This window comes from Pseudomonas sp. TE3-3-F2023 (assembly GCF_036784815.1).
In the GTDB taxonomy this organism is placed as follows: domain Bacteria; phylum Pseudomonadota; class Gammaproteobacteria; order Pseudomonadales; family Pseudomonadaceae; genus Aquipseudomonas; species Aquipseudomonas pudica.
This window is the reverse complement of the sequence record NZ_CP145113.1, coordinates 781,888-806,535: the sequence shown is the minus strand read 5'-3', so window position 1 is coordinate 806,535 and position 24,648 is coordinate 781,888. Positions and strand designations below refer to the sequence as shown.

Here is a 24,648-nt window from a genome sequence, read left to right as displayed (position 1 = left end):
CTAACCTGATAGGTGATACATGGCAGGCGCAAAAGAGATTCGCAGTAAGATTGCGAGCATCAAAAGCACGCAAAAAATTACCAGCGCCATGGAGAAAGTGGCGGTCAGCAAGATGCGCAAGGCACAACTGCGCATGGCTGCTAGCCGCCCTTACGCGGAGCGTATCCGCCAGGTGATCGGTCATCTGGCCAACGCCAACCCGGAATACCGCCACCCGTTCATGATCGAGCGCCCTGTAAAGCGCGCCGGTTATATCGTGGTGAGCAGTGACCGTGGTCTGTGCGGTGGCTTGAACACCAACCTGTTCAAGGCCCTGGTCAAGGACATGAACGAAAACCGCGAACAGGGCGTGGAAATCGACCTGTGCGTGATCGGCAGCAAGGGTGCGACTTTCTTCCGCATCTTTGGCGGCAACGTCGTAGCCGCGATCAGCCACCTGGGCGAAGAGCCATCGATCAACGATCTGATCGGCTCCGTCAAAGTGATGCTGGACGCCTACCTGGACGGCCGCATCGATCGCCTCTCGGTGGTTTCGAACAAGTTCATCAACACCATGACCCAAAAACCGACGGTCGAGCAATTGGTACCGTTGGTGGCAACCCCGGATCAGGATCTCAAGCATCACTGGGACTACCTGTACGAACCCGACGCAAAAGAGCTGCTGGACGGCTTGATGGTGCGTTACGTGGAGTCGCAGGTGTACCAGGCGGTGGTCGAGAACAACGCTGCTGAACAAGCGGCCCGGATGATCGCCATGAAGAACGCCACAGACAACGCCGGTGATTTGATCAGCGAACTCCAGCTGATCTACAACAAGGCGCGTCAGGCTGCGATCACCCAGGAGATCTCGGAAATCGTCGGCGGCGCTGCCGCGGTTTAACGGTTCAAAAATTCAGAGGATCCAGCTATGAGTAGCGGACGTATCGTTCAAATCATCGGCGCCGTCATCGACGTGGAATTCCCACGCGACGTCGTGCCGAGTGTTTACAACGCGCTGAAAGTACAAGGCGCGGAAACCACCCTGGAAGTTCAGCAGCAGCTGGGCGACGGCGTGGTTCGTACCATTGCGATGGGCTCTACCGAAGGCCTGAAGCGCGGTCTGGATGTCGTCGACACCGGCGCTGCCATTTCCGTTCCTGTTGGTAAGGCCACTCTGGGCCGTATCATGGACGTTCTGGGCAACCCGATCGACGAAGCTGGCCCGATCGGTGAAGAAGAGCGTCGTGGTATCCACCAGAAGGCTCCTTCCTTCGCTGACCAGGCAGGCGGCAACGACCTGCTGGAAACCGGCATCAAGGTTATCGACCTGGTTTGCCCGTTCGCCAAGGGTGGTAAGGTTGGTCTGTTCGGTGGTGCCGGCGTCGGCAAGACCGTTAACATGATGGAACTGATCCGTAACATCGCCATCGAGCACAGCGGTTACTCCGTGTTCGCCGGTGTGGGTGAGCGTACTCGTGAGGGTAACGACTTCTACCACGAGATGAAGGACTCCAACGTTCTCGACAAGGTAGCGCTGGTCTACGGTCAGATGAACGAGCCACCAGGAAACCGTCTGCGCGTAGCGCTGACCGGCCTGACCATGGCTGAGAAGTTCCGTGACGAAGGTAACGACGTTCTGCTGTTCGTCGACAACATCTATCGTTACACCCTGGCCGGTACCGAAGTATCCGCACTGCTGGGCCGTATGCCTTCCGCAGTAGGCTACCAGCCAACCCTGGCCGAAGAGATGGGCGTTCTGCAAGAGCGTATTACTTCGACCAAAGAAGGTTCGATCACCTCGATCCAGGCCGTATACGTACCTGCGGACGACCTGACCGACCCGTCGCCAGCCACTACCTTCGCCCACTTGGACGCCACCGTCGTTCTGTCCCGTGACATCGCCTCCCTGGGTATCTACCCAGCGGTCGATCCACTGGACTCGACTTCGCGCCAGCTGGACCCGAACGTGATCGGCAACGAACACTACGAAACTGCCCGTCAGGTTCAGTATGTTCTGCAGCGCTACAAAGAGCTGAAGGACATCATCGCGATCCTGGGTATGGACGAACTGTCCGAAGCCGACAAGCAACTGGTAGCCCGTGCTCGTAAGATCCAGCGCTTCCTGTCGCAGCCGTTCTTCGTGGCCGAAGTCTTCACCGGTTCGCCAGGCAAGTACGTTTCCCTGAAAGACACCATCGCTGGCTTCAGCGGCATCCTCAAAGGTGACTACGACCACCTGCCAGAACAAGCGTTCTACATGGTCGGCAGCATCGACGAAGCGATCGAGAAAGCCAAGAAACTGTAATTCCTGCGCCCCGCGAGGGGCGCTATCAGGTTGAGGCAAGCAGATGGCTATGACAGTCCATTGCGATATCGTCAGCGCGGAAGGAGAGATCTTCTCCGGCCTGGTAGAGATGGTAGTTGCGCACGGTAACCTGGGTGATCTTGGTATCGCTCCGGGCCACGCGCCGCTGATCACCAATCTCAAGCCTGGTCCGATCACGCTGACCAAGCAGGGTGGCGCCCAAGAGGTGTTCTACATCTCTGGTGGTTTCCTCGAGGTTCAGCCGAACATGGTCAAGGTGCTTGCCGATACCGTGCAACGTGCTGCAGACCTGGATGAAGCTCAGGCTCAGGAAGCCCTCAAGGCTGCCGAGAACGCCCTGAATCTGAAAGGCGCGGACTTCGACTACGGCGCCGCCGCCGCACGTCTGGCCGAAGCCGCAGCTCAGCTGCGTACCGTCCAGCAAATGCGCAGAGGCAAGTAATCGGCCCTCGGCTGATAACTTCTGTTGCGATTGAGTAAAAGGGTAGCCTCGGCTACCCTTTTTCTTTTTCTGATTTCTCCCTCCCGGTCATTTCACTGACCACCCAGGATTGGTAGCCAGTAATGTCACTCGATATCGTTATTCTCGCCGCCGGCCAAGGCACCCGAATGCGCTCGGCGCTGCCCAAGGTGCTGCACCCGGTGGCCGGCAACTCCATGCTCGGCCATGTTATCCACAGCGCGCGCCAGCTGCAGCCGCAAGGTATTCATGTGGTCATTGGCCATGGTGCCGAGCTGGTTCGCGAGCGCCTGGCCGCCGACGACCTGAACTTTGTCATGCAGGACAAGCAGCTGGGTACCGGCCATGCTGTTGCCCAGGCACTACCGGCCTTGACCGCCGAAACCGTACTGGTGCTGTACGGTGATGTTCCGTTGATCGAAGTGGAAACCCTGCAGCGTCTGCTGGCCAAGGCCAACGAGCAGCAGCTGGGCCTGCTCACGGTGACCCTCGACGATCCGACCGGCTATGGCCGCATCGTGCGTGACGAGCAGGGCAAGGTGACGGCCATCGTTGAGCACAAGGACGCCGACGATGCGCAGAGAGCGATCAAGGAAGGCAACACCGGTATCCTGGCACTGCCAGCCGCGCGCCTGGCCGACTGGATGGGCCGCCTGTCGAACAACAACGCCCAGGGCGAGTATTACCTGACCGACGTCATCGCCATGGCTGTGGCCGATGGCCTGGTGGTGGCTACCGAACAGCCGCACGACCCGATGGAAGTGCAAGGCGCCAACGACCGTCGCCAGCTGTCCGAACTGGAGCGCCACTACCAGATGCGCGAAGGCCGTCGCCTGATGGCCCTGGGTGTGACCCTGCGCGACCCGGCGCGCTTCGATGTCCGCGGTGAAGTGAGCGTTGGCCGCGACGTGCTGATCGACATCAACGTGATTCTCGAAGGCAAGGTGGTCATCGAGGACGATGTGCAGATCGGCCCTAACTGCGTGATCAAGAACACCACCCTGCGCAAAGGCGCAGTGGTCAAGGCCAACAGCCACCTCGAAGGCGCCGTGATGGGCGAGGGCAGCGATGCCGGCCCGTTCGCCCGCCTGCGCCCGGGCAGTGTGCTGGACGCCAAGGCCCATGTGGGTAATTTCGTCGAACTGAAAAACGCCCACCTCGGGGAAGGCGCCAAGGCCGGTCACCTGACCTACCTGGGCGATGCCGAAATCGGTGCACGGACCAACATCGGCGCCGGCACCATCACCTGCAACTACGATGGCGCCAACAAGTTCAAGACAGTGATGGGCGAGGACGTCTTCATCGGCTCGAACAACTCATTGGTAGCGCCTGTGGAAATCAAGGCTGGTGCTACCACTGCTGCCGGTTCGACCATTACCCAGACCGTGGAAGCAAGCGACCTCGCGGTGGCTCGTGCGCGCCAGCGCAACATCTCGGGCTGGAAGCGGCCGGAAAAGATAAAGAAGAGCTGAGTTATACACAGCTGTTTCGATCGAAAGCCGACTTATGTGAATAAGTCGGCTTTTTTTTGGCGAATCGTCTCTAAGGGCTGGCACGATCTCTGTGGGAGCGGCTTCAGCCGCGAACACCGGCGAAGCCGGTGTCATATCATTGCGTTGGTTTCTTCGCGGGTGAACCCGCTCCCACAGGGTGCCCATTTTCCGTTGGGGTTTATCCACAACTTGACGAATCGCTCATCTTAGGTTTTGATTGCCATCATTATCTTTCGAATCGAAACTTAAGCGCTCATGTCGAAACGAAACACCCCACAGCGGCGGCACAACATCCTGGCTTTGCTCAGCGAGCAGGGCGAGGTCAGTGTGGACGCGTTGGCCAAGCGTTTCGCTACCTCGGAAGTCACCATCCGCAAGGACCTTGCTGCCCTCGAAACCAACGGCCTGTTGCTACGGCGCTACGGTGGCGCGGTCCCGGTGCCACAAGAGCTGCTCGGTGAACCTGCCCAACCGGTGTCTTCCTATAAAAAGGCTATCGCCCGCGCTGCGGTGGCACGTATCCGCGAACATGCGCGCATCATCATCGACAGTGGCAGCACCACGGCAGCCATGATCCCCGAACTGGGGCGCCACCCTGGTCTGGTGGTGATGACCAATTCGATGAACGTGGCCCGCGCCATCTGCGACCTCGAACACGAGCCGGTGCTGCTGATGACCGGTGGCACCTGGGACCCGCATTCCGAGTCGTTCCAGGGCCAGGTGGCCGAGCAGGTGTTGCGCTCCTACGATTTCGACCAACTGTTCATCGGTGCCGACGGCATCGACCTCGGCCGCGGTACCACCACCTTCAACGAACTCCTTGGGTTGAGCCGGGTCATGGCCGAAGTCGCTCGTGAAGTGATCGTGATGGTCGAATCGGACAAGGTAGGGCGCAAAATCCCCAACCTCGAGCTGCCCTGGGGCAGCGTACACACTCTCATTACTGACGAACGCCTGCCCGCAGCGGCACGCGAACAAATTCAAGCCCGCGGCATCAACCTGATCTGCGCCGCGATCAGCCAGGAGCAATAAACCATGTGTGGAATCGTTGGTGCCGTCGCCGAGCGCAACATCACAGCCATCCTGATCGAAGGTCTCAAGCGCCTTGAGTACCGCGGCTACGACAGCGCCGGCCTGGCTGTCCTCACCCAGAACGGTGAACTGCAGCGCCGTCGTCGTATCGGCAAGGTCAGTGAACTGGAGGCCGCTGTTGCCGCCGAGCCACTGGCCGGCCAGCTGGGCATTGCCCACACCCGCTGGGCCACCCACGGTGCGCCGACCGAGGGCAACGCCCACCCGCACTTTTCGGGCAATGAAGTGGCCGTGGTGCACAATGGCATCATCGAGAACCACGAAGAACTGCGCGAAGAGCTGAAGGGCCTTGGCTATGTCTTCACTTCACAGACCGATACCGAAGTCATCGTCCACCTGATCCACCACACCCTGAAAAGCATTCCGGACTTGACTGATGCCCTGAAGGCCGCGGTAAAGCGCCTGCATGGTGCTTACGGCCTGGCTCTGATCAGTGCCAAGCAGCCTGACCGCCTGGTAGCCGCACGCAGTGGTAGCCCGCTGGTCATCGGCCTGGGCCTGGGCGAGAACTTCCTGGCGTCCGACCAACTGGCCCTGCGCCAGGTCACTGACCGCTTCATGTACCTGGAAGAAGGCGACATCGCTGAAATTCGCCGTGACCAGGTCTCCATCTGGGACCAGGATGGCCATAAGGTCCAGCGCGAAACCGTGCAGTACCACGAAGGTGCCGAAGCTGCCGACAAGGGTGCCTACCGCCACTTCATGCTCAAGGAAATCCACGAGCAGCCAAGCGTGGTGCAGCGCACCCTGGAAGGCCGCCTGGGCAAGGACAACGTGATGGTCCAGGCCTTCGGCCCGCAGGCTGCCGAACTGTTCGCAAAGGTGCGCAACGTGCAGATCGTTGCCTGCGGTACCAGCTACCACGCCGGCATGGTCGCCCGTTACTGGCTGGAAAGCCTGGCTGGCATCCCGTGCCAGGTCGAGGTGGCCAGCGAGTTCCGTTACCGCAAGGTGGTAGTGCAGCCGGACACCCTGTTCGTCTCCATCTCGCAGTCTGGCGAAACCGCCGACACCCTGGCCGCGCTGCGCAACGCCAAGGAGCTGGGCTTCCTCGGCAGCCTGGCGATCTGCAACGTCGGTATCAGCTCGCTGGTGCGTGAGTCGGACCTGACCCTGCTGACCCTGGCCGGCCCGGAAATCGGCGTGGCCTCGACCAAGGCTTTCACCACCCAGCTGGTTTCGCTGATGCTGCTGACCCTGGCTCTGGGCCAAGTGCGCGGTACCCTGGAAGCCGGTGTAGAGGCCGAACTGGTCGAAGAACTGCGCCGTCTGCCGGCCCGCCTGGGCGAAGCCCTGGCCATGGACGCCACCGTCGAAAAGATCGCCGAACTGTTCGCCGACAAGCACCACACCCTGTTCCTCGGCCGTGGTGCGCAGTACCCGGTGGCGATGGAAGGTGCACTCAAGCTCAAGGAAATCTCCTACATCCACGCCGAAGCCTATCCGGCAGGCGAGCTGAAGCACGGCCCGCTGGCGCTGGTGGACAGCGACATGCCAGTGGTAACCGTTGCGCCGAACAACGAACTGTTGGAGAAGCTGAAATCCAACCTGCAGGAAGTACGCGCCCGTGGTGGCGAGCTGGTAGTGTTTGCCGATGAGCAGGCCGGCATGACCAATGGCGAAGGTACCCACGTGATCAAGGTGCCGCACATCGCCGACGCCCTGGCGCCGATCCTGTACACCATCCCGCTGCAGTTGCTGTCTTACTACGTGGCGGTGCTCAAGGGGACCGACGTGGACCAGCCGCGTAACCTGGCCAAGTCGGTTACGGTCGAGTAAGCCAGAAGCCAGGGGCGCTTTCCGCGCCCCATCGCGAAAGGCCGCTACGGAATCTCGTTTTCCTGTAGCGGCCTTGTCGCGATGGGCAGTAAGGAAGCCCCCGGCTATCTCGCATCAGATCTGCATCGCCATCCCGTCCACATTCATCGCTGCCTGGCGCAAGGCCTCGGAGCGGGTCGGGTGGGGGTGGCAAGTAAGGGCGATGTCTTCCGCCGAGGCCGAGAACTCCATGGCTACGCAGAACTCGCCGATCATCTCGCTGACACTTGGGCCTACCAGGTGCACACCCAGCACTTCATCGGTCTCGGCATCGGCGATGACCTTGGCGAAGCCTTCGGTCTCATGGTTTATCTTGGCGCGGCTGTTGGCCGTGAACGGGAACTTGCCGACTTTATAGGCACGCCCTTCGGCCTTGAGCTGCTCTTCGGTCTTGCCCACGGTAGCCAGCTCCGGGCGGGTGTAGATCACACCAGGGATAAGGTTGTAGTTGACCTCGTGAGGCTTGCCGGCGATGCGTTCGATGCAGGCAACCGCTTCGTCTTCGGCTTTGTGCGCCAGCATCGGGCCGGAGGTGACGTCGCCAATCACCCAGATACCCGGCACGGAAGTGCGGTGGTGATTGTTGCCGAGCATGCCGCGCTTGTCGGTCTCCAGGCCCACGCTTTCCAGGTTCAGCCCTTTGGTATAGGGGCGGCGGCCGATGGCGACCAGTACATAGTCAGCCTGCAGCGTTTCTGCGGTGCCGCCGGCGGCCGGCTCCAGGGTCAGGCTAACGCCATCGGCGCCGGCGCTGGCCTGTGTCACCTTGCTGCCCAGCTTGAACACCATGCCTTGCTTGGCCAAGGCCTTCTGCAGGGTCTTGGCGGTTTCTTCGTCAGTGCCCGGGCAGATGCGGTCGAGGTATTCGATGACCGTGACCTGGCTGCCCAGGCGGCGCCATACCGAACCCAGCTCGAGGCCGATCACGCCGGCGCCGATGACGACCAGATGCTTGGGCACCTGTGGCAACGATAACGCGCCAGTCGAGTCGATGATGCGCTGGTTGTCGATGATCACGCCCGGCAGGGGCGTAGGTTCGGAGCCGGTGGCAATGACCACATCCTTGGCTTGTAGTGTGGTTTCGCTACCGTCCTCAGCCTTCACCACCACCTTGCCGACGCCGTCCAGGCGACCCCAGCCCTTGACCCAGTCGACCTTGTTCTTGCGGAACAGGTACTCGATGCCCTTGGTCAGGCCGGTCACGCTCTCGTCCTTCTGTTTCATCATCTGGGCGAGGTTGAGGGTAGGTTTGACTTCGATACCGAGGTGGGCGAACTCGTCACCAATGGCGGCTTCGTACAGCTCGGAAGCATGCAACAACGCCTTGGAGGGCATACAACCCACGTTAAGGCAGGTGCCGCCCAAGGTGGAGCGGCCCTCCACGCAGGCTACGCTCAGGCCCAGCTGGCCGGCACGGATGGCTGCGTTATAACCGCCAGGGCCACCGCCGATGATCACCACGTCATAGGATTTCATGGGTTCAACTCCAGGATGAAGAAGCACAAGAGAGGGCACAAGGTTAAGCTGAGATGCAAAAATTGTATACAATCTGATGTGGGGATAAGATCAGTCGGCTCTAGACCATGGTCTCGTTTAGAGGAAACATCCCACGAATGAACTACTCTGATCCGGCGACGTTCGAAATATCAGGCGTCGTGGCCAAATACGGACAGGAGGGTCGTTCATGCTTGCGCAACTTCCACCGGCACTGCAGAGCCTGCATCTGCCGCTGCGGCTGAAACTGTGGGACGGTAACCAGTTCGATCTGGGGCCTAGCCCGCAGGTCACTATCCTGGTCAAGGAGCCACAGCTGATCAGCCAGTTGAGCCACCCGAGCATGGACCAGCTGGGCACGGCATTCGTCGAGGGCAAGCTGGAGCTGGAGGGCGATATTGGTGAAGCCATCCGCGTATGCGATGAGCTCAGCGAAGCGTTGCTGACCGAAGAGGACGAAACCCCACCGCAGCGCCTGGCCCATGACAAGAGCACCGACGCCGAAGCCATTTCCTACCATTACGATGTTTCCAATGCGTTCTACCAGCTATGGCTGGATCAGGACATGGCCTACTCTTGCGCCTACTTCCGCGAGCCGGACAACACGCTGGATCAGGCACAGCAGGACAAATTCGATCATTTGTGTCGCAAGCTGCGCCTGGAAGCGGGTGAATACCTGCTCGACGTAGGCTGCGGCTGGGGCGGGCTGGCGCGTTTCGCTGCTCGTGAGTATGGCGCCAAGGTGTTTGGTATCACCTTGAGCAAGGAGCAGCTCAAGCTCGGCCGTGAGCGGGTGAAGGCCGAGGGGCTGGCTGAGAAGGTCGACCTGCAGATTCTCGACTACCGCGACCTGCCTCAGGATGGCCGCTTCGACAAGGTTGTCAGCGTCGGCATGTTCGAGCATGTCGGGCATGCCAACCTGGCGCTGTATAGCCAGAAGCTGTTCGGTGCCGTGAGGGAAGGCGGCCTGGTGATGAATCACGGTATCACCGCCAAGCACGTCGATGGCCGCCCGGTCGGGCGTGGCGCTGGTGAGTTCATCGATCGCTACGTGTTTCCCCATGGCGAGCTGCCGCACCTGTCGATGATCAGTGCCAGCATCTGTGAGGCGGGGCTGGAGGTGGTAGACGTGGAAAGCCTGCGTTTGCACTACGCCAAGACCTTGCACCACTGGAGCGAGAACCTGGAGAACCAGTTGCACAAGGCGGCGGCGCTGGTGCCCGAGAAGACCTTGCGCATCTGGCGCTTGTATCTGGCCGGGTGTGCCTATGCCTTCCAGAAGGGCTGGATCAACCTGCATCAGATCCTGGCCGTGAAGCCTTACGCCGATGGCCACCATGATCTGCCCTGGACGCGTGAAGACTTGTATCGCTGAAGTGCTCAAGAGCGCGCAAGCGCGGCACCATACCCTATGGGAGCAGGTTTACCCGCGAATGCGTCGGTACAGCTACTGACGTCTTCGCGGGTAAACCCGCTCTCACAAGGGCGGCGATATCTTGCGAGGTCGCGTACGCTTCACAGAATCGGCGAAATCAGCCGAGCAATCCGCATCCCCAGTTGCTGCAGCCGATGAGTATCACGGCTGTCCTCCGCGGTAATTTCCCGTGCCTGTTCAAAGTCATTGTTCAGCATGTTTTCGACCTGGTCTGCAAAGCCGCGGTCAACCGTCAGCAGGGTAATTTCGAAGTTGAGGCGGAAAGAGCGGTTGTCCAGGTTGGCACTGCCGATCGCGCTGACATCGTCATCCACCAGAACCACTTTCTGATGCAGGAAGCCCGGTTGGTAGCGGAACATGCGTACACCTGCACGTACCGCTTCGAAGGCGAAAAGGCTGGACGCGGCATAGACGATGCGATGGTCTGGGCGTGACGGAATCAGCACTCGCACATCGACCCCACGCAGTACCGCCAAACGCAACGCGGCGAACACTGCCTCGTCGGGGATGAAGTACGGGCTGGTGATCCACACGCGGCGGGTGGCTGAATGGATCGCCTCAAGGAAGAAAAGCGAGCAGGTTTCCTGTGGGTCGGCCGGGCCGCTGGCCAAGGCTTGGCACAGCACGCCGTTGTCCGGGTAGGCGTCCGGCAGAATCAGGGGCGGTAGCTGGCGTGTGGCCCAGTACCAGTCCTCGGCAAACGACTCCTGCAGGCAGGCCAGCACCGGCCCGCTGATCTGCACATGGGTGTCGCGCCAGGGTGAGAGCTGCGGGTGGCCACCGAGGTACTCATCGCCCACGTTGTGCCCGCCGATGAAACCGAGCAGGCCATCCACCACCACGATCTTGCGGTGGTTACGGAAGTTCACCTGGAAGCGGTTGAACCAGCCACGACGGGTTGCGAAGGCATGAATCTGTACACCGCCGTCGCGCAGCAGTTGGCTGTAGCTTGCCGGCAAGGCATGGCTGCCGACGCGATCATACAGCACGAACACCTGCACCCCCTCGGCGGCCTTGCGCAGCAGCAGTTGTTGCAGCGCTTTGCCTACGCTGTCGTCATGGATGATGAAGAACTGTACCAGCACCACTTCGCGGGCTTTTTCGATGGCTGCGAATATTGCGTCGAATGTGGCCCTGCCATCGATCAGCAGCTTCACCTCGTTATTGGCAAGACAGGGCATGCGCCCGAGCTTGGGCATGGCACGCAACGCCGCATAGCTCTCCGACTCACGGGCGGTAAGTGCTTCTTCTACCCAAGGCCGCCAGTTGAGGTTGGCCATGGCTACATGCATTTCCTGGTTAGCTTGGCGCCGGGCCTTGATGTAGGCATAGAACGAGCGCGCACCGAAGATCAGGTAAGGGATCAGGGTTAGGTAGGGGATGAAAAACAACGGCATTGCCCAGGCGATGGCGCCTTGGGCTGTGCGCACGGTGAACAATGCGTGCAGTGCGGCGACAATACCCAGCAGGTGAACCAGGCCGAGTAGATAACCGAAGAAGTAGGGGCTGTGGTAGTCCATATGCATCCTGCTTGCCGAGTACACTTGAGTAACAGAACACGTTCCCGGTCCGCCTTGCAACCTGCAGGTTGATTTGGCGTCTAAGGCTCAGTCCGGCCCGCTTGGCCGGCTTTTTTTCAGGAGCGTTCGTCCATGAAGATTCGTCTGCCACTGTTGGCGTTGGCCCTAGGTGTGAGCAGCCCGCTGGTGCATGCTCAGATGTTGCAGCCTGGCTTGTGGGAGCTGACCACCAGCAACATGCAGGTCGATGGCAAGCCGTTACCTGACATGGAGTTCATGCTCGGCCAGTTGAAGAACCTGCCGCCGGAGCAGCGCGCGATGATGGAAGGGGTGCTGGCCAAACAGGGGGTGACTGTTGGGGGTAAGGGGGTGCGCTCGTGCCTCACGCCAGAACAGGTGGCAACCAACGATATCCCGCTGCAGGATCCGAAGTCAGGCTGTACCCAGAAGATCACCGATCGCACCGGCAATGTGTGGAAGTTTCAATTCAGCTGCCCCAAAGCGCAGGGCAGCGGTCAGGCGACTTTCCTCAGTGACCGGGAATTCACTACCCAGGTCAACGGTACGTTCAACGCGTCGGGTGTACAGCAGCAAGGCAGCATGAACACCCGTGCCGTGTGGTTGGGCAATGACTGCGGCTCGGTCAAGCCGCGCAGCTGACGTCCCATTGCCACTGGCTTGCCGCGACAGCGTCGTGGGCATGCAGGCTTTCTGCATGTTCCACGCGCAGCTTGAAAGCCGTGCTCCATTCTATTTGCCGTAGCGCCTTGTACAGGCGACGCGCGGCGTCTTCGCAGAACATCAGGTTCTGGCCGTTGGCCAAGGCAAAGGCTTGTTCGTCTGCGCGCTTGACTGCGGTCTGCACCGCTGTCCCAAGGCTTGCTTCTATGCGGTCGATCAGCTCGGTGATTGGCAGAACCTGCTGATTGCTGCGCAGCCTTACCTGAATTTGCGCGTAACTACGTTGGCTATGGGGCGTCGCTACGATGCCTTCGGCGCTGCCAAGCCATTGTAGTACCGCTGATTTATCGACCAGCTCGGCGCTGAAATGCGCTTGGAACTGCTGCTGAATCAGCTGACGTGCAAGTGCGGCCGAGCACGGGCAGGTCGAGGAGTAAGGGATGGAAACGGATAGTTCCACGTGGAACATTTCATTTTCGATTTTTGCGTCGACCGCGACGGCATAGCTTTTCCAACCTTCCAATGGGCTGATCAAAGCAGGTCTTTTCAGCAGATGCTCGAAGCGCAGACGCAAATAGGCTGCGGAAGAAAGGCCTTCGTGGCTGCTCAGGAAGTCAGCCAGCAGTTTGCGTATTGTGAGCGGCGACAGGGGTTGGTGCTCCAAAGACTCCAGGGCGAGATAAAGCCGTGACATATGGATACCGCGTGAGCTTCCGTCTACCAGGCTAACGCCTGCGTCGACAGTAGCAGCTGCTGTGCGCCCTTCGAATTGCACAGGTTGGGCGATCCCGCACATGCCCACCCAGTTCAAAGGCAAGGCGTATTTCTGGGTTTGTGCGGCAATGTCGGGGAGCTTGAGCTGGGTCATTTGGCATTCCAAACAGAGGAGGAGCACGCGTCCATCGAGAACGGCTTGGCGAAATTGTATTGTTACTTTATAACATTGTGCAATGCATCGTTTCGAATGCGCTCGCCTGAAGAGGTTTCGCCATGTCCAACCGTCTCCCTGTCACCGTGCTGTCCGGCTTCCTTGGCGCCGGCAAGAGCACCTTGCTCAACCATGTACTGCGTAACCGCGACAACCTGCGGGTTGCGGTCATCGTCAATGACATGAGCGAAATCAACATCGATGCCAGCGAGGTGCAGCGCAACGTGAGCCTCAACCGTGCCGAGGAGAAGTTGGTGGAGATGAGCAATGGCTGCATCTGCTGCACGCTGCGTGAAGACCTGCTTGAGGAAGTCGCGAGGCTGGCCGAAGAAGGGCGCTTCGATTATCTGCTTATCGAGTCCACGGGGATCTCGGAACCACTGCCGGTGGCCGAGACCTTCACCTTCCGGGACGAACAGGGCCGCAGCTTGTCCGACATGGCGCGCCTGGACACCATGGTCACCGTGGTCGATGGGCTGAACTTCCTACGTGATTACCAGGCAGCAGACAGCTTGGCCAGCCGCGGCGAAACCCTGGGTGAGGAGGACGAGCGCTCGATCAGTGACTTGCTGATCGAACAGGTCGAGTTCGCCGATGTACTGTTGCTGAGCAAGATCGATCTGATCAGCCAGCACGAGCGCGAAGAACTCATGGCCATTCTGCGCAGCCTCAATGCCCGGGCGCAGATCGTGCCCATGGTCATGGGCCGGGTACCGCTGGAGCGCATCCTCGATACCGGCCTGTTCGACTTCGACCAGGCTGCTCAGGCACCGGGCTGGCTGCAGGAGTTGCGTGGCGAGCATGTGCCGGAAACCGAAGAGTACGGCATTGCCGCCACCACCTGGCAGGCCCGGCGGCCCCTTCATCCACAGCGCTTTTTCGACTTTATCCACACGCCCTGGAGCAATGGCCGACTGTTGCGTTCGAAAGGTTTTTTCTGGCTGGCCAGCAAATACCAGGAAGCCGGAAGCTGGTCGCAGGCAGGCGGCATGATGCGCCATGGCCTGGCGGGCCGCTGGTGGCGTTTCGTGCCGCGCGAGCAGTGGCCACAGGACGTGGATAACACCGCCGCGATCTTGAAGAACTGGGTTGCCGAGAGCGGTGATTGCCGGCAGGAACTGGTGTTCATCGGACAGAATATCGACTTCGAAAAATTATCCACAGAACTCGATGCATGCCTTTTGACCGATCAGGAAATGGAGCTGGGGCACATGGGCTGGTTGCGCCTGCCCGATCCGTTTGGTCCATGGCATGAGGAGGCCGCAGCATGAACCCTGCACGCAAGCCTGTGGATATTTTCCAGGTATTTGGCGAGACACCGCAGGTACTGACCGATGTGCTGCAGGATGGCGTGAACCTGGCGGTATGGCGACGACGTCTGCCGCCACAACTGGAGGACTTTGCCGCGCTGGTGGTCAGCCTTGGCCAGCCCTTGGCTGACCACCGCATCATCGATGTGGACGAGCAGCGCATGCCGGTATTCACCGAACTCTTGCGCGAAGCGGCCGACTTGCACGGCTATGAGGCATTCGTGTCGGATGTTGCCTGGCTGGTGGCGGCCTATACCTGCCTGGTGGGTGCGCAGCGGGTCGGTCTGCGCCTGCGGGTACTGACAGGTCCCATGTGCCCGCGCTTCCATGTGGATAACGTTCCGCTGCGCCTGCTCACCACCTACGCTGGCCCAGGTAGCGAGTGGTTGAAAGAGGACGCGAGCCCTCGGGGTGACTTACACACAGCAGTGCCGCCTGTGGATAACGTACAGCACTTGCAAGCTGGCGAGGTGGCGGTGCTCAAAGGTGAAAAGTGGCAGGGCAACGAAGGTGCGGGCCTGGTGCATCGTTCGCCCTCGGGGCAGCTGGGGCGCCTGCTGCTCAGCCTTGACTGGCTGGCCTGACGGCGCATAGTGAGGCATCAACATCGCCCGAAGCTGCCCCATGTTGCAGAACATTCCAACTCACGTGATTGCCGGCCCGCTGGGGGCCGGCAAAACCACCCTGATCCGCCATCTGCTGGCCCAGCGCCCGGCCAATGAGCGCTGGGCTGTATTGATCAACGAATTCGGCCTGGTAGGCCTGGATGCGGCCTTGCTAAGCCGTGACGAGGACGGCATCGCCATCGGTGAGGTCGCAGGTGGCTGCCTGTGCTGCGTCAATGGCATGCCGTTCCAGGTGGGCCTGGGTCGACTGCTGCGCAAGTCCCGCCCTGACCGGCTGTTCATCGAGCCGTCCGGGCTGGGTCATCCTTTGCAGTTGCTTGCTCAGTTGCAACAACCTCCTTGGGCTGGCGTGCTGAAAATACAGCCATTACTGATGGTCGTGGACGCACAGTCCATGGTCCGGAACGAGCAGCTTCCGGAGGCTCAACGGCAGGCGTTCGATGCTGCTGATTGGATTGTCTTGAACAAATCCGAGGTTGTGGATGAAAAATATAAGTCATTGATAAATAATAAATTATCCGGGAAGAAAATATTCTGGACCGTACAAGGGAAGCTGCCCTTGTCGGACCTTCCCGATGTAACCCATGGCATGGTCGACAGCTTGGTTGTGGATAACAGGATTACCGACAATCTTCTAAGTCCACCGGCGCTATGGGCTGATCCCGGCCAGCCTATCTGTCTTGCCCAGCAGGGAGAGGGGGGTTGGAGCATTGGCTGGCGATGGCACCCTGGCCAGCAGTTTTATCCACAACGGCTGCAGGCATTCTTGCGCACTTGGCCATGGCGGCGCGCCAAGGGGGTTATCCACAGCGTGGAGGGCTGGCAGTCGTTCAATGGCCTGAATGGGGACATGCCCGCCTGGCAGCCCAGCGACTGGCGCAGGGATACGCGTATCGAGCTGATTTTCGACCAGCCGCAATCGCAATCAGTGCTGCAGGCCGGGTTGAGCGAATGTCGTGTCAGCTGATCAATTGCGCCAGCGGTTGTGCTCCTGGCGCCACTGCTGCATCTCGATGACATTGTCGGTGCGCGGTGGGGTCTTGATCTCGAACGGGTAGGGCGCCAGTTCTATCTGCACGCTGTGGGCGCCGAACTGGGTCACGGTACCGGGGTGGCGCTGTTCGCCCGTGACGGTGAACTCGAAGGCGTAGACGCGCGCCAGGCGCTTGCGGCCGTTGGCGTCACGGACAAAGGCGATTCGCTTGAGCGCGACCGCGTCGTCGAGTAGTTCGAGGTCTAGCTTGGCGCAATGCTGTTTGACCCGTTCGAGGGCTTTCTCGCGCAACCCATGGTTGTGCCACAACCAGGCGCCTGCAGTGGCGACCAGCATCAGGACGAAGAGGTTTTCCAGGGTCAACATTTGCATATGCTCCAAACAGGTCGATCCAGCTTAACTGCGTCCCTGGCCTGTCGTACAGGTGGCAATCAAGTTCATACTGCGTTGCGCACAATCCCTGAAACAGCTTTGGAAACCTCCCGCATGAAACGTACCCCGCACTTGCTCGCCATTCAGTCCCACGTGGTGTTCGGCCACGCCGGCAACAGCGCCGCGGTGTTTCCCATGCAGCGCATCGGGGTCAACGTGTGGCCGCTCAATACCGTGCAGTTCTCCAATCACACACAGTATGGCCAGTGGGCAGGTGAAGTGCTTGCCCCTGCGCAAATTCCTGCGTTGGTGGAAGGCATTTCCAACATCGGCGAGCTGGGACATTGCGACGCGGTGTTGTCCGGTTACCTGGGCAGTGCCGAACAAGGTCGGTCGATTCTGGCCGGCGTCGAGCGGATCAAGGCGGTGAACCCAAAGGCTTTGTACCTGTGTGACCCGGTCATGGGGCACCCGGAGAAGGGCTGCATCGTGCCAGCAGAAGTCAGCGAGTTCCTGCTCGACGAGGCGGCCGCCAGGGCTGACATCCTGTGCCCCAACCAGCTGGAGCTGGACAGCTTCTGTGGCCGCCGAGCGCAGTCGCTGGAGGACTGCGTGAACATGGCGCGCAGCCTGCTGCAGCGCGGGCCGCAGGTGGTGCTGGTCAAGCACCTGGCCTACCCCGGACGCGCCGAAGATCAGTTTGAGATGCTGCTGGTGACCGCCGAGCAAAGCTGGCACCTGCGCCGCCCGCTGCTGGCGTTCCCGCGGCAGCCGGTAGGGGTGGGGGACCTGACTTCAGGCCTGTTCCTGGCCCGAGCCCTGCTTGGCGACAGCTGGGTGCAGGCGTTCGAATTCACCGCTGCGGCGGTACACGAAGTGCTGCTGGAAACCCAGGCCTGTGCCAGCTATGAACTGCAGCTGGTGCGGGCCCAGGACCGCATCGCGCACCCAAGGGTGCGCTTCGAGGCACAGCTGCTGGCGCTTTAAATCGCGTCGGTTTTCAGATCCTGGTAGCGTTTTTCCAGCTCCTGGCGGATCTGTCGGCGCTGCTGGCCCTGCAGGAAGCGGCGCTTTTCTTCACTGCTTTGCGGCTGGCGCGGCGGCACCTGCACCGGGCGACGGTTGTCGTCGACCGCGACCATGGTGAAGAAGCAACTGTTGGAATGGCGCACCGAGCGCTCGCGGATGTTCTCGGTCACCACCTTGATGCCCACCTCCATCGAGGTGTTGCCGGTGTAGTTTACTGATGCCAGGAAGGTCACAAGTTCACCCACGTGCACGGGCTCGCGGAAGATCACCTGGTCGACCGACAGGGTGACTACATAGCTGCCGGCATAGCGGCTGGCGCACGCATAGGCCACTTCGTCGAGGTACTTGAGCAGTGTGCCGCCATGTACGTTGCCAGAAAAGTTGGCCATGTCCGGGGTCATCAGGACGGTCATGCTCAGCTGGGCGTTTCCAGGTTCCATAGTGTGCTCACGGTGAGGTTGCGCTGAATCGGGCGAATGGGGGGCATTATCTGCAGACACTTCTGTTCCCCTCTTTTGAATTTGCCTTCCTGGTACGGGACGTTGGCTGACGCTCCATCGTCACGCCGATCATGCCATCACCGGCGCTTTTCCAGCCGATCTGTTTCTGCATATTGCACCGCCTTTTTGCGGCGGGGTGCGATGTTAACCTGACTACACCCATGCAACATGGGCTTTTCCTGCATTAAAACAGTATGTACTTGCTGCTCGCTCAGGGTTGCCTTGGCGGAGGAGCGGTCTGCCCAGGCACCCGGCAACGGACGAGAAAAGGAGTATCACGCCATGCATGCCATCAGCTTTATCCAGGACCTGGCAGTCATCATGCTGGTTGCTGGCGTGGTCACCATTCTCTTTCACCGCCTCAAGCAGCCTGTGGTGCTGGGCTACATCGTCGCCGGCTTCATCATCGGCCCGCACACTCCACCGTTCGGCCTGATCCACGACGAAGACACCATCAAGACCCTCGCCGAGCTGGGGGTGATTTTCCTGATGTTCTGCCTGGGGCTCGAATTCAGCCTGCGCAAGCTGTTCAAGGTAGGCGCCACGGCGTTCATCGCGGCGTTTCTGGAAATCGTGCTGATGATCTGGATCGGCTTCGAGATTGGCCGCTGGTTCGGCTGGAACACCATGGATTCGCTGTTCCTCGGCGCCATCCTGGCGATTTCCTCGACCACCATCATCGTCAAGGCGCTCAATGACCTTAAAATGAAGAACGAGCGTTTCGCCCAGCTGATATTCGGCGTGCTGATCGTCGAGGACATCCTCGGTATCGGCATCATTGCCCTGCTGTCGGGCATCGCCGTCAGCGGTACGGTCAGCTCGGGCGAGGTGTTCTCCACTGTCGGCAAGCTGTCGCTGTTCATGATCGTCGCGCTGGTCGTCGGCATCCTGTTGGTGCCGCGGCTGCTGGCCTACGTGGCCAAGTTCGAAAGCAACGAGATGCTGCTGATAACCGTATTGGGCCTGTGCTTCGGCTTCTGCCTGCTGGTGGTGAAGCTCGAGTACAGCATGGTGCTTGGCGCCTTCCTGATTGGCGCGATCATGGCCGAGTCGCGCCAGTTGCTGAAGATCGAGAGCCTGATCGAACCGGTACGCGACCTGTTCAGCGCCATCTTCTTCGTCGCCATCGGCCTGATGATCGACCCCCAGGTGCTGATCGACTATGCCTGGCCGATCGTGGTCATTACCCTGGCGGTGGTGATGGGCAAGATGCTCTCGTGCGGTATGGGCGCGTTCATTGCCGGCAATGACGGGCGTACATCGCTGCGAGTGGGCATGGGGCTTTCGCAGATTGGCGAGTTTTCCTTCATCATCGCCGCGCTGGGCATGACCCTGCAGGTGACCAGCGACTTCCTCTACCCGGTGGCGGTGGCTGTATCCGCAATCACCACGCTGCTGACACCCTACCTGATCCGTGCCGCCGACCCGCTGTCGCTCAAGCTGGGCAAGGTAGTGCCCAGCCGTCTGGCGCGGGTGCTGTCGTTGTATGGCGAATGGTTGCGCAGCATCCAGCCGCAGGGCGAGGGCGCCATGCTCGCGGCGATGATCCGGCGCATCCTGTTGCAGGTTGGGGTGAACCTGGCGCTGGTGATCGCCATCTTCTTCAGTGGTGGCTATTTCGCCGGGCGTATCGGTAACTGGCTCAGCGAGTGGGTCAGCGATGTCAGCCGACAGAAAGCACTGATCTGGGGCGCAGCGTTATTGCTGTCGTTGCCATTCCTGATTGCTGCCTATCGCAAGCTCAAGGCGCTGTCGATGCTACTGGCAGAGATGGGCGTCAAGCCGGAAACGGCCGGGCGGCATACCCAGCGGGTGCGCCGTGTGATTGCCGAGGTAATCCCGCTTTTGTCGCTGCTGGTAATTTTCCTGCTGCTGTCGGCGCTGTCGGCGAGCATTCTGCCGACCAGCGAGCTGCTGTTGGTGATTGCCGTGGTGGCTGCGGTGGTGGTGGCCTTGCTGTGGCGCTGGTTTATCCGCGTGCATACGCGCATGCAGATTGCCTTGCTGGAGACGCTGGAGAACAGCCGCGAGAATACGCACTGAAGGGGCAATGCTCCCTGCGCAAGATTTCACCGTCGTCCGAGGGGATGGAGCGGTAGCGATGTCGTCATGCGCAGAAAGCCTGGCGATCTTAACTATACCAGTGGCATTAGGCCATAAATTCCCATTTCTGTGCCGGCCTCTACGCAGGTAAACCCGCGAAGAGGCCGGCACAAGCAGCACCAGATCAGAGATCGAAATCAGCTCTCCAACCAGACATCCCGCGCCCAGTGCCACACCGATTCCCAGCTGTCTTCACCGACGATTTGCTCTTCGGCATCCCACAGCACCACGGTGCCATCCTCTTCGACGCAGTAGTAGTTGTCGCCGTCCTGGCATAGTGGAATCAGGTCACGTGGTACGCCGGCATCCCAGGCGTTGGCGGCGACTTCTGGCAGGTAGGTATGCGACTGTGGGTCGGTAACGGTCACCGGCTCCAGTGAGCCATACACCACGTCACTGACGGTCAGCAGGAACTCTTTGAACACGAACGGAATGTTGATGAACAGCTCTTCTTCGATCTCGACCAGCTGGTCCTCATCGGGAAGCTCAAGGGGCACCGGCACTGGCTCATTGGCTTCACGGAGTTGCTCGATCACTTCTTCCACGGTTCACTTCCTCTGACCTAGATGACAACGCTGCGCGTTATACCCTAGTAGGCCACTCTGGCAAAAGCAAAAACCCCGGGGCAGGCCCGGGGTTTTTTGTGCAGCACGCAGCGGTTAGCCGTTTTGACGGATACCGGCCACCAGCCAAGGCTGGTTTTCGCCCTGGGCGCGGACCATGTGCCAGCTTTCGCTGAACACTTCGCCCTGGTCGAAGCGCGAGTTCTTCGACACGCCACGGAAGGTCAGGGTGGCGTCAGTACGGTCGGCACGGTCGTCGACACCGTCCAGCTGCACCTCGAGGTTGTCGATATAGGTGGACTGGAAGCCATCACCCAGTTCAGCGCGCTCGCGCTTGAGGAACTCGAGCATCTGAGGGGTGACGAACTCGGCGATCTTGTCCATCTCGTTAGCGTCCCAGTGCTGCTGCAGCGCCTGGAAGTGGTTACGGGCAGCAGCCAGGAAGTTCTGCTCGTTGAACCAGGCCGGGGCATTGATCACCGGTGCGGCTGCGGCAGCAGGTGCAGCCGAACCACCGAAGATCGATGGCTGGGCAGGCTGTGCGTGAGCTTCACGCTGCATCGGCGCATGGCCCGGCATGGCCATTTGTGGCTGCTGCTGGCGACGGCGCGCTGCGATGAAGCGGAACACCAGGAAGGCGATGAGCGCCACGATCAGGAAGTCCATGATCTGGAAACCTTCGAAACCGTCGCCCATGAACATGGAAGCCAGCAGGCCGCCTGCGGCGAGGCCGGCCAGAGGGCCCAACCAGCGCGAAGCACCGCTGGCGGCCGGAGCGGCACGGCCAGGTGCGGTCGGCGCGGCGGCAGGCGTGGTTGGCGTGGCCTGGCGGGTCTGGTGAATAGGCGCGGAGCCCGAGCTCTTGCCGCCGCCAAAACGCTTGGCGTTGGCGTCCAGGCTCAGCGTCAGGCCGACGCAGAGCGCCAGAGCGATGCTAAGAAAACGTTGCATAAGTGGGATATCCCCTGTTGTGGATTGCACGCGCGTCATGGTGCACAGGTTCCCGGGCACATGACCAGCGACATAATGTTTCTAGCTTTTGCCTGAGTGTTACAACATGCTTTTGACGGACCTGTAGGAGCGGCCTTGTGTCGCGAAAGGGCTGCGAAGCAGCCCCAAGATATCAGCGTCAATGCCACTATGGTGGGGCCGCTTTGCGGCCCTATCGCGACACAAGGCCGCTCCTACAAGGACCTGCGCAGGCTTTTAGATAGCCTCGAGCTTGGCATACCCCAGCATCAGCCACTTGCTGCCTTCGGCAAAATTCACTTGCACCCGCGCCTGGGCGCCGGAGCCTTCGAAGTTCAGGATCACACCCTCGCCAAACACCGCATGCTGCACACGCTGGCCCAGGGTAAAGGCGGTCTGCGGAATGCTGGCATTTGCGAACAGGTTGCTGTTCGTGGCGGTCTTTGCACCGCCGAACGGGCGGCTGACACTGTTGGACAGGCGCACTTCCTGAACCAGGCCCGCCGGAATTTCGCGTACGAAACGTGAAACCTTGTTGTAGGTTTCGCTGCCATACAGGCGACGCGTTTCGGCATAGGTCATGACCAGCTGGCGCATGGCGCGGGTGATGCCCACATAAGCCAGGCGGCGTTCCTCTTCCAGGCGGCCAGGCTCTTCCAGGCTCATCTTGTGCGGGAACAGGCCTTCTTCCATGCCCACCAGGAACACATACGGGAACTCCAGGCCCTTGGCGCTGTGCAAGGTCATCAGTTGGACGCTGTCTTCATGCTCGTCGGCTTGGGCATCGCCTGCCTCGAGCGAGGCGTGGCCGAGGAATGCCGAGAGTGGCGAGAGGTCGGCGTCTTCGTCGGTGGACTCGAAGTTGCGCGCTGCGCTGACCAGTTCCTCAAGGTTTTCTACCCGTGCCTGGCCCTTCTCACCTTTTTCTTCCTGGTGATAGATGATCAGCCCGGACTGCTCGATGGTGGTCTGGGTCATGGTATGCAGTGGCATGTCCACGACCTTGGCAGCCAACCCCTCGATCAGCTCGATGAACGCACCCAGGGCACTGGCGGCGCGGCCTTTCAGGGCTTTGGCGGCGAGCAGCTGGCACATGGCCTCCCACATCGACAGCTGGCTGTGGCGGGCGTGCTCGCGGATGGCTTCGACGGTTTTTTCGCCAATGCCACGTGGCGGCACATTGATTACCCGCTCCAGGGCGGCATCGTTGCCACGGCCTTCGATCAGCCGCAGGTAAGCCATGGCGTTCTTGATTTCCGCGCGCTCGAAGAAGCGCTGGCCACCGTAGATGCGGTAGGGGATGCGTTCGCGCAGCAGTGCTTCTTCCAGCACCCGTGACTGGGCGTTGGAACGGTACAGAATGGCGATCTCGTTGCGTGCATTGCCCTGCTTGACCAGGCTCTCGATGGTTTCTACCACGTAGCGCGCTTCGTCATGCTCGTTGTAGGCCGCATACAGGGTCAGCGGTTCGCCTTCACCCATGTCGGTCCACAGCTCTTTGCCCAGGCGCCCGCTGTTATTGGCGATCAGCGCATTTGCAGCCTTGAGGATGCCGCCGGTGGAGCGGTAGTTCTGCTCCAGGCGGATCATTTCGGCGTCGGGGAAGTCGGCAGTGTACTGGTGAATGTTCTCGATCTTGGCACCGCGCCAGCCGTAGATCGACTGGTCGTCATCGCCCACCGCCATCAGGCTGTCACCGCCGCGCGCCAGCAGGCGCAGCCAGGCGTACTGCACGGCGTTGGTATCCTGGAACTCGTCCACCAGCACGTGGCGGAAGCGCCGTTGGTAGTGCTCCAGCAGGCCCGGATGGTCGCGCCACAGGTCCAGGCCGCGCAGCAGCAGCTCGGAGAAGTCGATGACCCCGGCGCGCTCGCAGGCTTGCTCGTAGGCGGTATAGACGTCGCGCATGGTCGACAGGAACAGGTCGCCCCCGGCCTGGATATGCTGTGGGCGCAGGCCTTCGTCCTTCTGCCCGTTGATGAACCACTGGGCCTGGCGTGCCGGCCATTTCTGCTCGTCCAGGCCCAGCTCGCGCATCACCCGTTTGATCAGGCGCTGCTGGTCGTCGCTGTCGAGGATCTGGAAGTTCTGCACCAGCCGTGCTTCCTGCCAGTGGGCCCGCAGCAGGCGATGGGCCAGGCCGTGGAAGGTGCCGACCCACATGCCTGCCGGGTTGATGCCCAGCAGTTGCTCGATCCGCTGGCGCATTTCTGCCGCAGCCTTGTTGGTGAAGGTCACCGACAGGATCGAGTGCGGCGATGCCTGCTCCACCTGGATCAACCAGGCAATGCGGTGCACCAGCACGCGGGTTTTACCGGAACCGGCGCCAGCAAGCACCAGTTGACGCCCGAGCGTGGCCGCTACGGCCTGGCGTTGGGCATCGTTGAGGGAATTCAGCAGGAGGGAGAGGTCGTCTGTGCGCATCGGGCCATTCTAGGGCGCGGCAGGAAATGGGGCAAACCTCCACTGTATAAATATTCACCTGCCGCATGCCCGTTCATCGAGCTGATGGCAGGTGCCAGGCCACCGCTCGGGCGACCTGGCCGGCAGCGGCTCAGTCAATCGCCTCGATGGTGCGAATTTCGCAGCGCTGCGAACTGTCGGCATGGATTATCTCCACGGTTTTCCAGCCAGTGCCGCCTGCACGTTCGAAGACCACGGTTTTTTCCGTCAGCACCTGCGGTGTGATTGCGCCGCTATCCAGCAGTTGAAGCTCCAGCACTTCCCAGCCACCCCTGTGGCGCACCTTGGGCTCGACCAGTACCGGTTCGATGGCCGGGGAGGCGACCGTAACCGTGCCATGAACCCTGAAAACCTGCTTGCCGTGGGCGATGTCGTTGATTGCAACGAGGTTGGTGATAGTAGCCATTGTCTGCTCCTGTCTAGGGTTGAAAGTAGCGCCAGCGCGCTGGGGCTACTTTCTGCCCTTTCGCCTGACACGGGAGCAGGGCAGTGC

Annotated in this window: 22 protein-coding genes; 13 read left to right on the top strand and 9 right to left on the bottom strand. The window is 60.6% G+C overall.

What is annotated here, in order from left to right; genetic code table 11:
• The first annotated feature begins 19 nt into the window (after nt 1–19).
• From atpG to glmS, 6 genes are all read left to right on the top strand, one after another.
• Nucleotides 20–880: a F0F1 ATP synthase subunit gamma gene (gene atpG, locus V3314_RS03625; protein WP_023383133.1), complete on the top strand. Its 861-nt coding sequence runs from the start codon at nt 20–22 to the stop codon at nt 878–880.
• A gap of 27 nt (nt 881–907) precedes the next feature.
• Nucleotides 908–2,284, top strand: coding sequence for a F0F1 ATP synthase subunit beta (gene atpD, locus V3314_RS03620; RefSeq protein WP_023383132.1), 1,377 nt, complete (start codon nt 908–910; stop codon nt 2,282–2,284).
• 43 nt (nt 2,285–2,327) lie between these two features.
• The gene (locus V3314_RS03615; protein WP_003260039.1) at nt 2,328–2,747 is read left to right on the top strand and encodes a F0F1 ATP synthase subunit epsilon; all 420 of its coding nucleotides are present in this window, start codon (nt 2,328–2,330) and stop codon (nt 2,745–2,747) included.
• 122 nt (nt 2,748–2,869) lie between these two features.
• Nucleotides 2,870–4,237 carry a bifunctional UDP-N-acetylglucosamine diphosphorylase/glucosamine-1-phosphate N-acetyltransferase GlmU gene (gene glmU / locus V3314_RS03610; RefSeq protein ID WP_338459929.1) on the top strand — a complete coding sequence of 456 codons (1,368 nt, stop codon included), beginning with the start codon at nt 2,870–2,872 and terminating at the stop codon, nt 4,235–4,237.
• 276 nt (nt 4,238–4,513) lie between these two features.
• Nucleotides 4,514–5,290: a DeoR family transcriptional regulator gene (locus V3314_RS03605; RefSeq protein WP_015268400.1), complete on the top strand. Its 777-nt coding sequence runs from the start codon at nt 4,514–4,516 to the stop codon at nt 5,288–5,290.
• 3 nt (nt 5,291–5,293) lie between these two features.
• On the top strand, nt 5,294–7,129 hold the full coding sequence (glmS, locus tag V3314_RS03600; protein ID WP_196183005.1) for a glutamine--fructose-6-phosphate transaminase (isomerizing): 1,836 nt from the start codon (nt 5,294–5,296) through the stop codon (nt 7,127–7,129).
• A 114-nt stretch (nt 7,130–7,243) separates the two neighbouring features.
• On the opposite strand, the gene lpdA is transcribed toward glmS, so the two are convergent.
• A complete protein-coding gene (gene lpdA, locus V3314_RS03595) occupies nt 7,244–8,644 on the bottom strand; it encodes a dihydrolipoyl dehydrogenase (protein ID WP_085601070.1) in 1,401 nt (466 codons plus the stop codon).
• 208 nt (nt 8,645–8,852) lie between these two features.
• Here lpdA and cfaB point away from each other — a divergent pair, with 208 nt between their 5' ends.
• Nucleotides 8,853–10,037: a C17 cyclopropane fatty acid synthase CfaB gene (gene cfaB / locus V3314_RS03590; RefSeq protein ID WP_338459928.1), complete on the top strand. Its 1,185-nt coding sequence runs from the start codon at nt 8,853–8,855 to the stop codon at nt 10,035–10,037.
• 140 nt (nt 10,038–10,177) lie between these two features.
• On the opposite strand, the gene cls is transcribed toward cfaB, so the two are convergent.
• Complete coding sequence (gene cls / locus V3314_RS03585; RefSeq protein WP_046615337.1) at nt 10,178–11,617, bottom strand: cardiolipin synthase; 1,440 nt, start codon at nt 11,615–11,617, stop codon at nt 10,178–10,180.
• A gap of 132 nt (nt 11,618–11,749) precedes the next feature.
• Between cls and V3314_RS03580 the strand changes: the two genes are divergently transcribed.
• Nucleotides 11,750–12,277 carry a DUF3617 domain-containing protein gene (locus V3314_RS03580; RefSeq protein ID WP_015272374.1) on the top strand — a complete coding sequence of 176 codons (528 nt, stop codon included), beginning with the start codon at nt 11,750–11,752 and terminating at the stop codon, nt 12,275–12,277.
• Here V3314_RS03580 and folE2 read toward each other — a convergent pair.
• The gene (gene folE2, locus V3314_RS03575) at nt 12,261–13,166 is read right to left on the bottom strand and encodes a GTP cyclohydrolase FolE2 (RefSeq protein WP_338459927.1); all 906 of its coding nucleotides are present in this window, start codon (nt 13,164–13,166) and stop codon (nt 12,261–12,263) included. The two genes, V3314_RS03580 and folE2, sit on opposite strands and share 17 nt — an antisense overlap.
• 122 nt (nt 13,167–13,288) lie before the next feature.
• On the opposite strand from folE2, the gene zigA reads away from it, so the two are divergent.
• From zigA to V3314_RS03560, 3 genes are read left to right on the top strand one after another with little or no spacing between them, the layout of a single operon-like run.
• Complete coding sequence (gene zigA / locus V3314_RS03570) at nt 13,289–14,497, top strand: zinc metallochaperone GTPase ZigA (protein WP_085601073.1); 1,209 nt, start codon at nt 13,289–13,291, stop codon at nt 14,495–14,497.
• Nucleotides 14,494–15,120, top strand: a complete 627-nt coding sequence (locus tag V3314_RS03565) for a DUF1826 domain-containing protein (RefSeq protein WP_196187863.1) — start codon at nt 14,494–14,496, stop codon at nt 15,118–15,120. The genes zigA and V3314_RS03565 overlap by 4 nt, the downstream gene beginning before the upstream one ends.
• 40 nt (nt 15,121–15,160) lie before the next feature.
• The gene (locus V3314_RS03560; protein ID WP_046615341.1) at nt 15,161–16,129 is read left to right on the top strand and encodes a CobW family GTP-binding protein; all 969 of its coding nucleotides are present in this window, start codon (nt 15,161–15,163) and stop codon (nt 16,127–16,129) included.
• Here the strand turns inward: V3314_RS03560 and V3314_RS03555 are convergent, their stop codons facing one another.
• Nucleotides 16,130–16,522, bottom strand: a complete 393-nt coding sequence (locus V3314_RS03555) for a DUF3301 domain-containing protein (RefSeq protein WP_015272369.1) — start codon at nt 16,520–16,522, stop codon at nt 16,130–16,132. It abuts the gene before it with no gap.
• 120 nt (nt 16,523–16,642) lie between these two features.
• Here V3314_RS03555 and pdxY point away from each other — a divergent pair, with 120 nt between their 5' ends.
• Complete coding sequence (gene pdxY, locus V3314_RS03550) at nt 16,643–17,515, top strand: pyridoxal kinase PdxY (RefSeq protein WP_135001761.1); 873 nt, start codon at nt 16,643–16,645, stop codon at nt 17,513–17,515.
• Here the strand turns inward: pdxY and V3314_RS03545 are convergent.
• Nucleotides 17,512–17,997, bottom strand: a complete 486-nt coding sequence (locus V3314_RS03545) for an acyl-CoA thioesterase (protein WP_003260046.1) — start codon at nt 17,995–17,997, stop codon at nt 17,512–17,514. The two genes, pdxY and V3314_RS03545, sit on opposite strands and share 4 nt — an antisense overlap.
• Nucleotides 17,998–18,339: 342 nt before the next feature.
• Between V3314_RS03545 and V3314_RS03540 the strand changes: the two genes are divergently transcribed.
• A complete protein-coding gene (locus V3314_RS03540) occupies nt 18,340–20,100 on the top strand; it encodes a cation:proton antiporter (RefSeq protein ID WP_338459926.1) in 1,761 nt (586 codons plus the stop codon).
• A gap of 197 nt (nt 20,101–20,297) precedes the next feature.
• Here the strand turns inward: V3314_RS03540 and V3314_RS03535 are convergent, their stop codons facing one another.
• From V3314_RS03535 to V3314_RS03520, 4 genes are all read right to left on the bottom strand, one after another.
• Entirely contained in the window at nt 20,298–20,705 is a 408-nt protein-coding gene (locus tag V3314_RS03535) for an SMI1/KNR4 family protein (RefSeq protein ID WP_085601078.1), read from the bottom strand.
• Between the two features lie 114 nt (nt 20,706–20,819).
• On the bottom strand, nt 20,820–21,674 hold the full coding sequence (locus tag V3314_RS03530) for a TIM44-like domain-containing protein (RefSeq protein WP_013974842.1): 855 nt from the start codon (nt 21,672–21,674) through the stop codon (nt 20,820–20,822).
• Nucleotides 21,675–21,929: 255 nt separating this feature from the next.
• A complete protein-coding gene (gene uvrD, locus V3314_RS03525; protein WP_085601079.1) occupies nt 21,930–24,116 on the bottom strand; it encodes a DNA helicase II in 2,187 nt (728 codons plus the stop codon).
• Between the two features lie 130 nt (nt 24,117–24,246).
• On the bottom strand, nt 24,247–24,561 hold the full coding sequence (locus V3314_RS03520; RefSeq protein WP_046615345.1) for a hypothetical protein: 315 nt from the start codon (nt 24,559–24,561) through the stop codon (nt 24,247–24,249).
• Nucleotides 24,562–24,648 lie beyond the last annotated feature (87 nt).